General features: G+C 67.7%; 12 protein-coding genes. 6 read left to right on the top strand and 6 right to left on the bottom strand.

Annotation, left to right across the window (positions count from 1 at the left end):
* Positions 1–165 precede the first annotated feature (165 nt).
* From IP92_RS24340 to IP92_RS24320, 5 genes are all read right to left on the bottom strand, one after another.
* A complete protein-coding gene (locus tag IP92_RS24340) occupies positions 166–651 on the bottom strand; it encodes an Hcp family type VI secretion system effector (RefSeq protein WP_145880147.1) in 486 nt (161 codons plus the stop codon).
* A 73-nt stretch (positions 652–724) separates the two neighbouring features.
* Positions 725–2,212 (bottom strand): type VI secretion system contractile sheath large subunit, encoded by a 1,488-nt coding sequence (gene tssC, locus IP92_RS24335; protein ID WP_145880145.1) that lies wholly within the window; start codon positions 2,210–2,212, stop codon positions 725–727.
* 31 nt (positions 2,213–2,243) lie between these two features.
* Entirely contained in the window at positions 2,244–2,771 is a 528-nt protein-coding gene (gene tssB, locus IP92_RS24330; RefSeq protein WP_145880143.1) for a type VI secretion system contractile sheath small subunit, read from the bottom strand.
* Positions 2,772–2,915: 144 nt separating this feature from the next.
* Positions 2,916–4,019, bottom strand: a complete 1,104-nt coding sequence (locus IP92_RS24325; RefSeq protein WP_145880140.1) for a hypothetical protein — start codon at positions 4,017–4,019, stop codon at positions 2,916–2,918.
* 166 nt (positions 4,020–4,185) lie between these two features.
* Complete coding sequence (locus tag IP92_RS24320; protein WP_145880138.1) at positions 4,186–4,869, bottom strand: hypothetical protein; 684 nt, start codon at positions 4,867–4,869, stop codon at positions 4,186–4,188.
* On the opposite strand from IP92_RS24320, the gene IP92_RS24315 reads away from it, so the two are divergent.
* From IP92_RS24315 to IP92_RS24305, 3 genes are all read left to right on the top strand, one after another.
* Entirely contained in the window at positions 4,859–5,572 is a 714-nt protein-coding gene (locus IP92_RS24315; RefSeq protein ID WP_145880135.1) for a hypothetical protein, read from the top strand. The two genes, IP92_RS24320 and IP92_RS24315, sit on opposite strands and share 11 nt — an antisense overlap.
* Positions 5,573–5,681: 109 nt before the next feature.
* Positions 5,682–8,975: an nSTAND1 domain-containing NTPase gene (locus IP92_RS24310; protein WP_229418950.1), complete on the top strand. Its 3,294-nt coding sequence runs from the start codon at positions 5,682–5,684 to the stop codon at positions 8,973–8,975.
* A gap of 10 nt (positions 8,976–8,985) precedes the next feature.
* The gene (locus IP92_RS24305) at positions 8,986–9,417 is read left to right on the top strand and encodes a hypothetical protein (protein ID WP_145880133.1); all 432 of its coding nucleotides are present in this window, start codon (positions 8,986–8,988) and stop codon (positions 9,415–9,417) included.
* Here the strand turns inward: IP92_RS24305 and IP92_RS24300 are convergent.
* Positions 9,342–10,124, bottom strand: coding sequence for a hypothetical protein (locus tag IP92_RS24300; RefSeq protein ID WP_229418949.1), 783 nt, complete (start codon positions 10,122–10,124; stop codon positions 9,342–9,344). The genes IP92_RS24305 and IP92_RS24300 overlap by 76 nt on opposite strands.
* 228 nt (positions 10,125–10,352) lie before the next feature.
* On the opposite strand from IP92_RS24300, the gene IP92_RS24295 reads away from it, so the two are divergent.
* Genes IP92_RS24295 through IP92_RS24285 form a run of 3 tightly spaced genes read left to right on the top strand, consistent with a single transcriptional unit; the run spans position 10,353 to position 13,871 of the window.
* Complete coding sequence (locus tag IP92_RS24295) at positions 10,353–11,873, top strand: MBOAT family O-acyltransferase (RefSeq protein ID WP_145880131.1); 1,521 nt, start codon at positions 10,353–10,355, stop codon at positions 11,871–11,873.
* A 1-nt stretch (position 11,874) separates the two neighbouring features.
* Complete coding sequence (locus tag IP92_RS24290) at positions 11,875–13,101, top strand: hypothetical protein (protein ID WP_145880128.1); 1,227 nt, start codon at positions 11,875–11,877, stop codon at positions 13,099–13,101.
* A 38-nt stretch (positions 13,102–13,139) separates the two neighbouring features.
* Positions 13,140–13,871 (top strand): PEP-CTERM sorting domain-containing protein, encoded by a 732-nt coding sequence (locus tag IP92_RS24285; protein ID WP_145880126.1) that lies wholly within the window; start codon positions 13,140–13,142, stop codon positions 13,869–13,871.
* The last annotated feature ends 114 nt before the right edge of the window (positions 13,872–13,985 follow it).

Genomic DNA, 13,985 nt, shown 5'->3' with positions numbered 1-13,985 from the left:
CTGTCCGATGGTTCCACGCGCCGACAGGGTATCGGCGCCAGATTCCGTATCCTCCGCATGTTCGTTCCTCTCACTCGTCTGTACTTGCGTTGCGTTCAACGGGGCCCGTGGCAACGGATGCGCGCCAGGATCGACGCGCTCGCATCCGCCGATACAAGGTGACGGTCAATCGGCCTTCATCGTCTCCAGGTTCCAGTTCCACGTGCCCTTGCCTTTCTCCGTGGAGTCGGTCTTCTGCTGCGAGAAGTCGGCCTTGATCTTCGTGAAGTTGATCGAGAACGAATCGTTCGGAATGCCGCCGCCACCGCTGCAGCTCATCTGCGACACCATCGCGTTGTCCATCACGTAGGTCATGAAGTTCATGTAGGTGCCGTTCTCCACGCGGCCGATGTTCAGCGTGGCGCTGCCGATCTTCGTGCCCTGCGTGCAGGCCTTGAACAGCGCCGTCGTCGACAGGTCGGAGGTTTTCGAGAACGACATTTCCGACAGCACGGGACGCCCCAGCGTGCGCTCCGTGTTGCCGGCGTCGCTGCCCATCGGCAGATAGGCGCTGTGGGAAAACGAGTGGACGATGATCTTGTCGGCAAAGCCCGTGATCGTGCAATTGCCCTTGATGTCGCCACCGAGGTCGAGAATGAGTACGTCAGACATTTGTCAGCTCCATAGTGTGAAGGCGGGGCGGCCATGCGCCCCGGGTGATGCGATGCGAATGCCGGGGTTCCGATCAGGCCGCGGCGGCGGGCAGTTCCGCCACCAGCCGGATCGAGGTGGTCAGCTCCTCCATCTGGAAGTGCGGCTTCAGGAACACGGTGGCCGAATACGCGCCCGGCTTGCCGGCGACCTCGGTCACGTCAACCCGCCCTTCGGAGAGCGGGAAGCGGGCCTTCTCGCCCTGCGACGCGTTGGCGCTCAGCAGCACGTAGTCGGAGAGCCAGTTGTTCAGGTAGTTCTCCACGCCCTGGCGGGTCTGGAAACTGCCGATCTTGTCGCGCATGATCACCTTGATGTAATGGGCGAAGCGCGACGCGGCCAGCACGTACGGCAGGCGCGAGGACAGCGCCGCGTTGGCGTTCGCCGCATCCAGGTTGTACAGCTTCGGCTTGTTGACGGACTGGCCGCCGAAGAACGCCGCCGTATCGGAGCCCTTCGCGTTGACGACCGCGATGAAGCCCAGGTCGTTCAACTCCTTCTCGCGCCGGTCCGTGATGAACACCTCGGTGGGGCACTTCAGCGCGACGTCGCCCTCGTCCGTCTTGAACGCATGGGCCGTCATGCCGGTGATCTTGCCGCCGCCCTCGACGCCGCGGATCGCCGTCGTCCAGCTGTGCTTCGCGAACGCGTCGGTGATGCGCAAGCCCAGCTGGTAGGCCGCGTTGGCCCACAGGTATTTGCCGTGGTCCTTGCCCGTCACGTCCTCCTCGAACGCGAACGATTCGACGGGATTGGTCTTCGCGCCGTACGGCAGGCGCGCCGCATAGCGCGGCAGCACCAGCGCCACGTAGCGCGAATCCTCGGAGTCGCGGAAACCCCGCCACGACGTCATCTCGGCGCTCTCGAAGATCTTCGACAGGTCGCGCGGCACGCCCAGCTCGGTGAACTCCTGCATGTCGAACAGCGACGGCGCGGCGGCGGCGATGAACGGCGCATGGGCGGCGGCGGCCACCTTCGACAGGCGTTCGAGCAGCGCGATGTCCTGCGGGTGGCGGCCGAAGTAGTAGTCGCCGATGAACAGCGAGTAAGGATGACCGCCGAAGGTGCCGTATTCCTCTTCGTAGATCTTCTTGAACAGCATGCTCATGTCGTGATCGACGGCGCCTTCGAGGTCTTTCAGCAGCTCCTTCTTCGTCACGTTCAGCAGCCGCAGCTTCAGTTTCGGCCCCGTCTCGGTGCCGAACACCATGTCGCGCAGGCCGCGCCACGACCCTTCCAGCGCCTGGAAGCGCTCGTCGTGGAGGATCGCGTTGACCTGGTCGGTGAGGATCTTGTCGATCTGCGCCACCCTTTCGTTGATCGCCGCGACGATGCCCTTGTCCGGCGCCGTCCTCATGCCTTCATCGAGCACCTGGGCGGCAAACTGGCCGAGGAGCTTCTTGGCGTACGCGTGCTGCGAAGGCTCGACCGCCATCCGGCCTTCCTGGACGATCCGGTCCAACAGGCTGAGTTCCTCGGTGGCGGTGGCGGCGGCGCCCGCGTCGGTTTGTGTGCTGGTCATCTTGAACTCTCTTCAAAGGTTAAAGGCCGCGTCAGGCGGCGGGAGCCTCGGCCGGGCTTTCCTCGGCCGCCGGCGCTTCGTCGCTGCGCAACGACTTCAGTTCCTCGGTGTTCTGCACGATGTTCTCGAGCAGCGCATCGAGTTCGTCGTTGCCATCGAGCTTGCCCAGCAGGTCGCGCAGCTGCTGGCGCACTTCGAGCAGCCTGGCCAGCCGCGGCACCTGCCGCACCACCGCCTCGGGGTGAAAATCGTCGAACTCCTTGAAGTTCAATTCGATCTTCAGGTTGCCTTCGCCCTTGTACGTGTCGGGCACCGACAGGTCGAGGCGCGGCGCGATCTTCGCCATCACCTCGTTGAAGTTGTCACGGTCGATCTCGACGAGACGCCGCGCCTTCAGCTTCGGCAGCGGCTGCGCCGGCTGGCCGGACAGGTCGGCCAGCAGGCCGACCACGAGCGGCAGCTCCTTCTTCTCGACCGCGCCGCCGATCTCGACGTCGTAGGTAATCTGTACGCGCGGGGGACGGTTCCGTCCCACCCATTTCTGCAAGCTGTCTGCCATCACACCCTCACTAGGAATCAAGATCTGGAAAGACGGCCAAGCGGCGCCGTCGACGGAACCGTGCTGCGTGTGGTTCTGCGCTGATCGTAGGAGCGGTGCCCCGCGTAACACAAGTAACAGCGCGGTATCCCACCCATGCCGTCTTCACGACGGCGCGAGGAAGAAGCCGGGCGGCAGCGACGGCGCATCGGTGGCATGGTTCCAGCCGATCTGGTGCGGCGCGGCGAGCAGCCGCGCGAGGTGGGTGTCCAGCATGTGCGTGAGCTCGGCGCGGTTCGCGCGCCAGCCCTGGCGCGCGTCCTGGATGCACACGACGTTCGGGTGCGTGTCGTCGACGCCACGCAGCTTGAGCTGCTGGTACAGGTGCCGGTAGTGCTTCCTGCCGGCCATCGTCGTGTCCTTGACCAGCTTGATGGCGTCCGTGAAGCTGGTCGCCAGGAACCTGTGATAGGCCGCGAGCCGCTGGTTGGCGGCGCCGAGGGTGGCGAACGTGGCGTCGTACACGTGGTCGACGACCTGCTCCGGCCCGATCAACTCGCCCCGCCCATGGACCCAGCGCTCGGCTGGAAAGCCGGCGTGCACCGCGCCGATGTTCGCGCGCAGCGTGGCGCTCGTCGGCGTCAGCGTGCGCTTGAGGGCGGGCTTCTGCGTGGCCAGCTGGCCGAGCGTGGCCGCGACGTTCGGCGGCAGCGTTGCCGGCCGCAGCGTTGCCGTCGTGTGCGGCGTCATGCTGGCCAGGTAGGCGTCGTTCGTGGTTGCCGGCTGCGCAGGCTGGACGATCGGCACCGGCGACTCGTAGGTGTCGTTCCGCACCTTGAACGTGTCGACGTAATGCGGATCGAAGATCTGCTTGTTCATCTGCAGGTTTTCCTTCGTCGCTCCCAGCCACAGGTTCATCGGCTCCGCGACGCAGGCGTTGCGCAGCATCGCGTTGCCGCCATAGTGCGGCGACACGACGGTATCCTTCAGCGAATCGCGCCGGCAGCGATACAGCGTCGCCAGATCGGCGCCGGAATACGCGCCGCAGGCGAAACACAGCAGGTAGGCCAGCGCCAGCACGCGCTCATGGCTCGCGCTGGGCGACCCGGCGCAGCGCTCGAGCAACGCCTTGATGTTCGCTTCGCGCACCTTGTGCCGCACGCTGAAGCTCGATGACAGCCCGCCGGACACGTCGATCGCATCGATGATCGCGTGCGCGGACAGCTCCGCCATGAACAGCGCCGCCGCGCTTTTGGATAGATCGGGCATCGCGCCTCCTTCGATGGGACATGGCCGGCCCAACGCCGGCCCGGGGCGATTGTCCGCAGCGCGCCGGGGCAACACAAGTAACAGCGGCTGTAACAGCGGCCGTAACGGCGGATCAACACTGAAGGCGACACTGCGCGGCGTGCCGCCATGCGGCAGCGCCGGCAGGTTACTGCGGCTGCGCCGCTGCCGCGGTGGTCGCCGCTGCAGCGGTGGTCGCCGCAGCCGCGTTTTGCGCTACCGGGCGCGCAAGCGTCCCACGACTGCCGCCCACGGGTGTAATCCGCATTCCGATCAGCCGATCCTGCGGGTCGCCGTACACGACCTGCAGGCTCTCATCCAGATACCCGTAGTTGCTCCCTGGCGGCGCTTCGTCGCGCGGCACGCGGTAGTAGACGTGGACTTCGAGCGTGGTATCGCTGTACATATGCCCACAGATCTTTGCGACGAACGAGCCGATCTTTCTCTTGCACTTGTCGCACGGGCCCCAATTACCGTGAAACTCCACCGAGGCCTGCTCGCGGGGGCTCATTTGCGCAAGGGCCGGAGGGAAATCGCGCATGGCATCGCGAATGACATAGCGTTCCGCGTCGTTCGCCCGATTCACCTCCCCGGGCTTCTTGCGCTCGTCGTCGAACTCTTTCCCCGTCCTTTGCCAGGCCCGGTCGCCTGGCGGGACATGCGCTTGCGCACTGCTACTGCTACTCGCCGTGCGGTTCAGCAGCGCCAGGCAATTGCATGCCTTGTCATCGTCGACGGCGACGTACCCACCGGTGAGGATCACCGTGGTACCGATCTGCAGCCTGGCACGGCTGCGCACACCGCCACCCGTGGTCGCATGCGTGTCGCTCATCGAACTGGAGCGCCGCAACACCTCCGGCGCGCTGTTCGCGGAGGACGACGACGAGGACGAGGACGAAGAGGAGGATGCCGCGGCATGGGCATGCGACACGGCCCGCGGCAGGCCGGACCGCGCCGGCTGGATTTCTTGCGCCTGCGGCGCGCCGCTTGCGGCCAGAGCCCGCTTCTGCGCCGCCATGCGTTCCGCCAGGGTCATCGGCCGCGCGGTGGACGACGCACTGCTGGACGACGCACTGCTGGACGAGGCACTGCTGGACGAGGCACTGGTGGACCACTGGCCCCTGGCCGGCGGGATCGACGACGCCGTCGTCAGTGATAAAGAGGCAGGCTGGCTTCCCGACGCGGAGGAAGATGAGGAAGCGGCCGCATACGCCTGCGCTACGTTCGGTGGGAGAGTGGTCCCGGCCCGCTGCGACGCATGCGCTTGCGGTGCACGGTTCGCTGCCGCCACCTGGTTCATCGCGGCAACGCGTTCCGCAAGACTCATCCGCGGTGCGCTGGACGATGACGCCGTTGCCGGCACGGTGGACGAAGAACTGGCCGCCGCGTGCGGTGGTGGCAACGGCGACCGCTGGCGTGCCGGCGCGTGCTGGTTGACGGGAAATGTCTTGGGTGGCATCTGGACCTCCGCTGTATTGTCGGGAATGGGACCGCTTGCTCCGAGGCTGCGCGCGCGTTCGGCCGCGCACAAGTAACGTCCACGTAACAACCGCTCCCGCGTGCCCACGTTGGTACCACTTGCGCAACGGCCCGGTTCCCGAAGCGCGGAAAGGTGATACGATCGAATATTGCCTGAAAGATAATATGTCGACCGACACCCTGGCCCCCGCCGCGCCGTCCGCCCCCGCCGCCAGAACCGGCGGCGCGCGCCTCTCCACCGCCCGCTTCCGCTTCGGCGACTGGCTCGTCGATCCCTCGACGAACACGATCGCGAACGGCACCGTCACGCGCCCGATGGAGCCGCGCACGATGGACGTGCTGGTGGCCTTGTGCGGCGCGGATGGCGCGATCCTCAGCGCGGAGGACCTGCTGCGGCAGTGCTGGGGCAGCACGTTGCACGGCGATAGTCCCGTGCACAAGAACGTCGCCCTGCTGCGCCGCCTGCTCGGCGACGACGCGGGCACGCCCGTGTTCATCGAAACGATCCGCAAGCGCGGCTACCGCACGGTGGCGCCGGTCCAGTTCGACGTGGACGAGCGCCGCCGCACGCCCCGCTGGGAGCATGGTTCGCCGTTTCGCGGCCTGCTGCCGTTCGACGAGACCCATGCGGACGTGTTCTACGGGCGCGAGGAAGCCACCCGCAAGCTGAGCGCCGCGGCGCAGGCGCGCAGCGCCACCGGCCTTGCGCTGCTGCTGCTCCTCGGCCCCAGCGGCTCGGGCAAGACGTCGCTGGTGCGCGCCGGCCTGTTCCCGGCGCTGATGCGCGACGGCACGCTGCTGGGCACCACGACGTTCGACATCGCGGACCAGGGCGAGCAGACGCTGTTCTGCGCGCTGGCCGGCACGCTGCTCGACCTGCAGTGGGGCGACACGTGGGCGTTCGACAACGAGAATGCCGTGCATCTCGGCCAGCGGCTGGAACACGATGCCGACGGCGTGGCGGCCCAGCTGCGCGCGGCCCAGCCGGCCGGGCGGCGCTGCGGCATCTTTATCGACCGCTTCGAGGCGCTGTTCAATACCAACCGCGTGGGCGAGGCGGAGCGCCATGCGTTCGTCGCCACGCTGGAGCGGCTGGCGCACAGCGGCACCTGCCTCGTCGTGGTGGCGTGCCGCAACGACTTCTACCCGAACATCGCCCACTACCCGGTGCTGCTCGATGCGAAGGTCGACCTGGCGCCGCCCGCCTTCGCCGAGATCGCGCAGATGATCCGCAAGCCCGCCGCGGCCGCGCAACTGACGTTCGGCAGCGAGCCCGGGTCAGGCGTCAGCCTGGACGACGTGCTGTGCGAGAGCGCGGCACGCAGCCCGGACGCGCTGCCGCTGCTGCAGTACTGCCTGCACGAGCTGTACCGGCTGCGCACGCCCGCGGGCGAACTGAGTTTCGCGGCCTTCCACGAGCTGGGCGGCCTGGAAGGGGCGCTCGGCCAGCGCGCCGAACAGGTCGTGATGGGATTGACGGATGCGCAGCGTGCCGAGCTGCCGCACATCATGTCGCTGGTCACCGTGCTGTCGGCCGGCGAAGACCATGTGACGAGCCAGCGCGCCCCCTGGTCGGCGCTGCGTGGCGATGCCGCGCGCCAGGCCGTGGCGGAGCTGGTCGAAGCGCGGCTGTTCACCAGCGACCTGGCCGGCGGTACCCCCGTGTTCGGCATCGCGCACGAGGCGATCCTGCGCCGCTGGCCGCGCATGAGCGCATGGATCGCCGCGCACCGCGACGCGCTGCGGGCCCGGGCCCGGCTGGCCCAGCAGGCGGCGCGCTGGCATGCCGACGGCCGCCCGGCCGACCTGCTGATCCCGCGCGGCAAACCCCTGAACGAGGCACGCGACCTGCAGGATGCGAACCTGTGGTCGCTCGCGCCGATCGAACGGGACCTGATCCGGCTGTCGGATCGCCATGCCCGCCGCTTCCAGTGGCTGCGCGTGTCGGCACTCGTGCTGATCATCGTGCTCGCGATCCTGAACTCGGCGCTGGCGTTGAACGCCTACCGCGCCAAACTGGCCGCCGAGGCCCGCCGCGCCGAGGTCGAAGGCCTGATGGACTTCATGCTGGGCGACTTCGCCGACAAGCTGCGCCCCCTCGGCAAGCTCGATCTGCTGGAAAGCGTCAGCGGCAAGGCGCTGCAATACCTGCGCGGTTCGCGCGACAGCGAACTGGGTCCCGCCGGCCTGACGCTGCGCGCGAAGGCGCTGCAGGTGATCGGCGAAGCGAGCCGCGCGCGCGGCAATGCGGCCCAGGCGCTCGACGCGCTGGACAAGGCCAATGCCATCCTGATGCGGCAGCACCAGGCGAACCCGCGCGACGTGCAGGTGCTCAGCAACCTGGGCGTCAACGCATACTGGGTCGGGCAGCTGAACAAGGACCACCACGACCTGCCGGCCGCCGAGGCGGCGTGGCGCCTCTACCTGCGCTACAGCGACATGCTGCACGCGCTGGAGCCCGACAACGTCGAGTGGTGGATCGAACAGTCCTATGCCCACAACAACCTCGGTTCGCTGGCGCATGCCGGTGGCCGGCCGGACCAGGCCGCCCCGGAATTCGCCGCGTCGATCGCATTGAAGGAGCGCGCGCTGGCGCGCACGCCCGATTCAAAGATGCTGATCGCCGAACTGGCCGACAGCTACTCGTGGCTGGCCGCGGCGCGCCAGGCGCTGGGCGAGCTGGATGCGGCCGGTGAGCTGTACCAGCGCGAGATGGCGTTCATCGGCAGGCTGTCCGCGCGCTACCCGGACGAGCCGCTGTGGGCGCAGCGCCACGTGCGGGCGCTGTACCACCGCGCCACGCTGGCGATGGCGCAAGGCGACGACGCACGCGCCCATGCCGACCTCTCCAGGGCGAAGGCGCTGCTCGCGCCGATCGCCGCGCGCGACCCCGCCAACCATGTCTGGCAAGCGGAGCTGGCCGACCTCGACCAGGAATTGCTGGCCCTGTCGGTGCGCCGGGGCGCCGGCACACCGCTGGCCGCGCTGCGCGAGGTCAGGGACCGGCTGCAGGCGCTGGCGGCGCGCGATCCCGCCAATGCCCGCTGGGCGCGCGTGGCCGCCGTGGCGCGCACACGCCTCGGCGCCGCGCTGCTGGCCGCCGGCGACGCGGCCGCCGCCGACGCGGAAGCCGCCGCCGCGCTGGCGCAATTGCGCCGGCTGCACGCCGCGCAACCGGCCAGCGCCGACGTACGGATCTCGCTGGTGAAGGCGCTGCTCCTGACGGCCGCGATACAACAGGCGCAAAATAAAATGGCCACATCGATAATGACTTGCCGACAAGCCCATGGCATCATTGATTCGAGCACCACGGGTACGATGAACTTCGAGATTCTCGATCCATGGCTGCGCGTGCTGTCATGCCTGCGGACTCCCGACGCTGCCAATCCCCCGCTGGAACGCCTGCGGAAAATCGGCTATCGCGATTCCGCCTATTTGCAGTTCATTTCAAAACGATAGGGAAAACCGAATGTCAGACGCTAAATCGCAAGTGCCGGTCCTCGTCTCGCTGGACTACGACGACAATGGGGAGCTGCGCGCATATTATTCGTGGGTCGATCCGTCGAACCACTTCATTTCGCAGATGGAGGCGTGCATCATCGACGCGCCGACGCCGTTCGACACGCTGTTCGCCCTCGATTACCCGACCGGATTGAAGGGATGGACACTGGTCAGCGTCACCCCGGCCGACGCCAATCCGGCGCCCGCTTTCCTGATCGCCAAGAATCAATTGTCGCTGACGGTAACGATCGAGGGCGACATCAGCTATAAGTTCCGGCTGAACTTCTATAACACCATCACGAAGAAGCCGTTCAGCGACGATCCTCAGGAAGGCAATTCCAATTCGCCGAAAAAAGACGACGACATCACGTCCGACGCCGGCAGCGCAGCCGTGAAATAATCGCGCAGCTCGTCGCAGATGTCGGCCGCCAGCGCCTCCTGCAACTGCATGTCGAGCGCGCCGCGGCGGTCGCGCTGGCGCAACCACACGAGCGCTTCCGTGCCCGCGTCGATCAGCCGGATCGACGCGCGCGCGTGCCCCGGTTCCAGCCGCACGCTCACTTCGACACGGTACTCGGCCGGCGCGGCCCGCCGCGGCGGAAAGCGCTGGAACAGCCGCAGCGCCAGCTCCTCTTCCAGGCCGGACACGAATACCTCCGCCCCGCCCACCTGCGCGAGCGTGCGCAGTGGCGCGAGCCGCAGGTGGGCCGCCGTGGCGGCAACGTCCCCGGCGACGCGGCACTCCCCCACCGTCACCACCGGCACATAGCTGCCCGGCGGGATGGCGATACGCGGCGTGCCGGCCACGCCGGGCCCCGCATAGTACTGGGCCAGCCGCTCGCGCAAGCGGCCCATCTGCACCCGTACCACCGGATCGATGGTCGTGTCGTAATCGCGCGCATCGCGCCGGAATACCTCGATACCGATCGCATATTCGGTGATCGTGTCCTCCATGCCGGAGAGCTTCCTCAACATCAGGAACGACAGCAGCGCGCTCATGCGCGGAGCCTTCGCAAAGGTGGAGCTGGTCAACACGTGCTGCACGGCTTGCCAGCGTTGATCGCCGGCCAGCGAGGTGGCGGCGGATGCGGATGCATTGCTGTTCATATTCGGTCCCATCGGTGAGCTGTTCGGCTGGCGCAACGTGGCGCCGGAATCCACTCTACCCAGCCGGGCGCGGCTTGACCTTACGGTTATCTTACGGTTGTAAGCCCTTGATTTTTATAGGGACTTGCGACGCGCGTGTCGCCGCCGCACAACGCGAATAAATGCCTTATAGACAACAGTTGGGCAAGTCTGTACGCTCTCGAGCAACCCTTGTGACACCGCAGGCCGATGCTGTTCAACTCGTACACCTTCCTGTTCGCATTCCTGCCTGCCGTGCTGCTCGCCTATTTCGCCGCGGCCGCGCGCGGTCGCGAATACGGCAATCTCGTGCTGGCCCTCGCGTCGCTGTTCTTCTACGCATGGTGGGACGTGCGCTATCTGCCGTTGCTGCTGGCTTCGATCGCCGGCAACTACGCGTGTTCGTTGCGCATCCGCGCCGCACAAGGTGCGGGCCGCAAACGCTGGCTGACCGCGGCGGTGATCGCGAACCTCGCGCTGCTGGGCTGGTACAAGTACGCCGGCTTCTTCGCGGCTAGCCTGGCGCAAGCCACGGGGTGGCACGTGAGCGCGCTGCACGTGGTGCTGCCGATCGGGATCTCGTTCTTCACGTTCACGCAGATCGCCTTCCTCGTCGACACGGCGCGCGGCCGCGTGACGGAAACCCGCTTCCTGCACTACCTGCTGTTCGTCACCTACTTCCCGCACCTGGTGGCCGGGCCCGTGCTGCACCACGGCGAGATGATGCCGCAGTTTGCCGACCCGAAAAACCGCTGGCCGAATGCCGAGCACTTCGCCGTCGGCGCGACGATCTTCGTCATCGGCCTCGCCAAGAAGGTGCTGTTGGCGGACAATCTCGCGCCGTATGCGAACGCGCTGTTCGCCGCGCCGGAAGAACCTTCGCTGCTGGTCGCATGGGGCGGCGTGCTGGCGTATGCATTCCAGCTGTACTTCGATTTTTCCGGCTATTCCGACATGGCGATCGGCCTGTCGCGCCTGTTCGGCGTGCGGCTGCCGCTGAACTTCGATTCGCCGTACCAGGCAGCCTCGATCGGCGAATTCTGGCGGCGCTGGCACATGACGCTGTCGCGCTTCCTGCGCGATTACCTGTACATCCCGCTGGGCGGCAACCGCCATGGCCCGTTGCGGCGCGCCGCGAACCTGATGATCACGATGCTGCTGGGCGGCCTGTGGCACGGCGCCGGCTGGAACTTCGTCATCTGGGGCGGCCTGCACGGGGCCTATCTCGTCGTTGCCCAGCTGTGGCAAGCCGGCACCGTGCGCTTCGGCTGGCGCGGCGGGCGGGCCGGCAAACTGTCCGGCTGGGCGCTGACATTCGCCGCCGTCTGCGTCGCGTGGGTGTTCTTCCGTGCGCCGGACCTGGCCACCGCGCTGCCGATCCTTGCCGGCATGGGCGGCGCCAACGGCGTGCAGCTGCCGGCCACGCTGGGCGCGCACCTGGGCGCGCTGCGGCCGTTCGCCGAACACGTCGGCATCGGCTGGTACCAGGGCGGCACGGCGCGCTTCGTGGAGACGTGGGCGTGGGTAGCGTTCGCTGGCGCGATCGCCTTCGGCGCGCCGAACACGCAGCGGATCATGCAGCGCTTCGGCCCCGCGCTGGACGCGGCAGCAGGCGGCACCCGGCTGGCCTGGCGGCCGTCGCGCGGCCACGCGGTGGCGTTCGGGACGCTCGCCGTGTTCTGCGTCCTGGGCTTGAACCGTCCCGCCGATTTCCTGTACTTCCAGTTCTGACATGGACGCGGCCCGGAGCTACCTGCGCTGGCTCTTCGGCACGATGCTCGCCGCGAGCCTGGCCGTGGCTGCCTTCGTGCTGCTGGTCGATCCCTACGGGCTGTATGCGCTGGCCGACGTCCCCGGCATCAACCGGCTCAAGCCGCCGGTGGAACGCTACCGCAACGAGATCCGCCTGGCCCGCGCCGAGCGGGTGCGGCCCGAGCTCGTCATCACCGGCAACTCGCGGATGGAAGCGGGCGTCGACCCGGACGGCCCGGCGCTGGCCGGCAGCGGCGCGTTCAATCTCGCGCTGGCCGGCACTAGCATGGAGATGGCCATCGACCAGTTGCGCCAGCTGAACCGGGCCGGCATCGCGCCGCGCCACATCATTGCCGGCGCCGAATTCGTCGACGCGCTGACGGCCACGCCAGTACGGCAGGTAACGCTGCCGCAACCGCTGCCGGCGCACGAACCCGGCTGGCGCGAGCGGCTGTGGCAAGCCGACGCGCTGTATTCGTTCGCGTCGTTGCGCGACGCGCTCGCCACGGTGGCGCTGCAGCACGACGCGGATGGGGCGAGCGCCACGCTGCGCGGCCACAACCCGCTGCGCCAGTACCACCGCATTGCCGCGCTGGAGGGCTATGCCGCGTTGTTCGGGCAGCGCGCCGCGGAAAACACCCGCAAGCTCGCGGCCACGGCGGATGGCGGTCTCGACGTGGCCGCCGTGCACGGCCAGCTGGCCGCACTGCTGGACGCGGCGGCGGCCGGCCGTGCCGACGTCGCCGTCGACGTCGTGATCTATCCATACCACGCGCAGTTGCTGGCACTGTTCGAACAGGCCAGGCTGTGGCCCCGCTTCGAGGCGTGGAAGGAACTGCTCGTCACGGAAGCCGAAGCGGCGCGGCGCCGCCACCCGCGCGCGCGCATCCGCGTGGTCGACTTCTCGGGCTTTGGCCCGATCCAGTGCGAACCGATTCCCGCGCCGGGCAGCCGGAACGCCACCCGCTGGTACTGGGAAGCGGGCCACTTCAAACCCGCGCTGGGCGACACGATGATGGCACGCCTGCTGGGCAGCGGCGGCGCGGCGCCGGCATTCGGCCAGCCGCTGGACCTGCACACGCTGGCGGACAACCGCGCCCGCATCGCGCAGGAACGCGCTGCCTGCGCGGCCCGAGCACCGCGGCTGTTCGACGACGTGGCGCGCCAAGTAGCGCAGGCGCGCTTGCGGATGGCCGCGCGCTCGTGACGATCGAGAAAAGATTTATCACAACCAAAGGAGAAAACATGTCATCAAAAATTGGCGCGGCACTCGGCAAGGCGGCACTGACCGCGGCGCTGTCGCTCGCCTTGATGGGCACCGCGGCGGCGGCGTCGTTCCAGATCACCACGCAGAGCAGCGGTACCGGCCTGTTCGACCTCGACGGCATGTTCACGACGGCGGGCCCGGAAGGGCACGACCTGCCTTACACGCTGCGCACCACGACCACGCTCTCCGATCCGGCACTGCTCCATTCCTCCGCGAACCGCACCGCATGGCAGGACAACGACGCATCGGTGCAGGTGGACCTGGAAGTCGGCGGCGTACATTACCAGCTCGCGCAGACGAACCGCTATGTGATGCTCGACTATCACGCCGACGTCGGGGGCGCAGCCTACAACGTGCTGAACCTGTATGTCGACCTGCGCCCGTACAGCACGGGAAACTCGGCTTCGCTGTCGCAGGCGATCGCCCTGCCCCAGGGCCTGCTGCCATTCGATGCCACGATGACCCCGGTCGCACTGTCCTCACCGGACATCCTGCGCGGCTGGGTCGAAGCGGGCATCTACTACAGCGACGACGTCTTCTCCCACCAGCTCGGCAGCGCGATCGCGACGCCGCAAAACTTCTCGTACACGCTGGTGGCGGTACCGGAACCAGGCACGTATGCGATGACGCTGCTGGGCTGTGCAGTGCTGGCCGGCGCGGGCGCGCTGCGGGCGCGCGCTGCGGACGAATCACGTAACCGGGCTGCATAGGCCTGACCCGCCGGCGGGCGTCGCAGCGCGCCGGTGTGGGTATTTTGCGCACCCGATGGCGCAGGCATGCCGCCGCACGCGCTATTGGTGCGCATTTTCAAACTTCAACCCAAC

This window comes from Pseudoduganella flava (assembly GCF_007830495.1).
In the GTDB taxonomy this organism is placed as follows: domain Bacteria; phylum Pseudomonadota; class Gammaproteobacteria; order Burkholderiales; family Burkholderiaceae_D; genus Rugamonas; species Rugamonas flava.
The sequence above is the reverse complement of the archived record's forward strand: the minus strand, read 5'-3'. Positions and strand labels throughout refer to the sequence as shown.

Excerpts from the sequence above, each read along its gene's own strand:
- IP92_RS24325 (WP_145880140.1), bottom strand. The coding sequence starts at position 4,019 with ATGCCCGATCTATCCAAAAGCGCGGCGGCGCTGTTCATGGCGGAGCTG.
- IP92_RS24285 (WP_145880126.1), top strand. The coding sequence starts at position 13,140 with ATGTCATCAAAAATTGGCGCGGCACTCGGCAAGGCGGCACTGACCGCG.
- IP92_RS24290 (WP_145880128.1), top strand. The coding sequence starts at position 11,875 with ATGGACGCGGCCCGGAGCTACCTGCGCTGGCTCTTCGGCACGATGCTC.
- IP92_RS24310 (WP_229418950.1), top strand. The coding sequence starts at position 5,682 with ATGTCGACCGACACCCTGGCCCCCGCCGCGCCGTCCGCCCCCGCCGCC.
- IP92_RS24305 (WP_145880133.1), top strand. The coding sequence starts at position 8,986 with ATGTCAGACGCTAAATCGCAAGTGCCGGTCCTCGTCTCGCTGGACTAC.
- IP92_RS24295 (WP_145880131.1), top strand. The coding sequence starts at position 10,353 with ATGCTGTTCAACTCGTACACCTTCCTGTTCGCATTCCTGCCTGCCGTG.
- tssC (WP_145880145.1), bottom strand. The coding sequence starts at position 2,212 with ATGACCAGCACACAAACCGACGCGGGCGCCGCCGCCACCGCCACCGAG.
- IP92_RS24340 (WP_145880147.1), bottom strand. The coding sequence starts at position 651 with ATGTCTGACGTACTCATTCTCGACCTCGGTGGCGACATCAAGGGCAAT.
- tssB (WP_145880143.1), bottom strand. The coding sequence starts at position 2,771 with ATGGCAGACAGCTTGCAGAAATGGGTGGGACGGAACCGTCCCCCGCGC.
- IP92_RS24320 (WP_145880138.1), bottom strand. The coding sequence starts at position 4,869 with ATGAGCGACACGCATGCGACCACGGGTGGCGGTGTGCGCAGCCGTGCC.
- IP92_RS24300 (WP_229418949.1), bottom strand. The coding sequence starts at position 10,124 with ATGAACAGCAATGCATCCGCATCCGCCGCCACCTCGCTGGCCGGCGAT.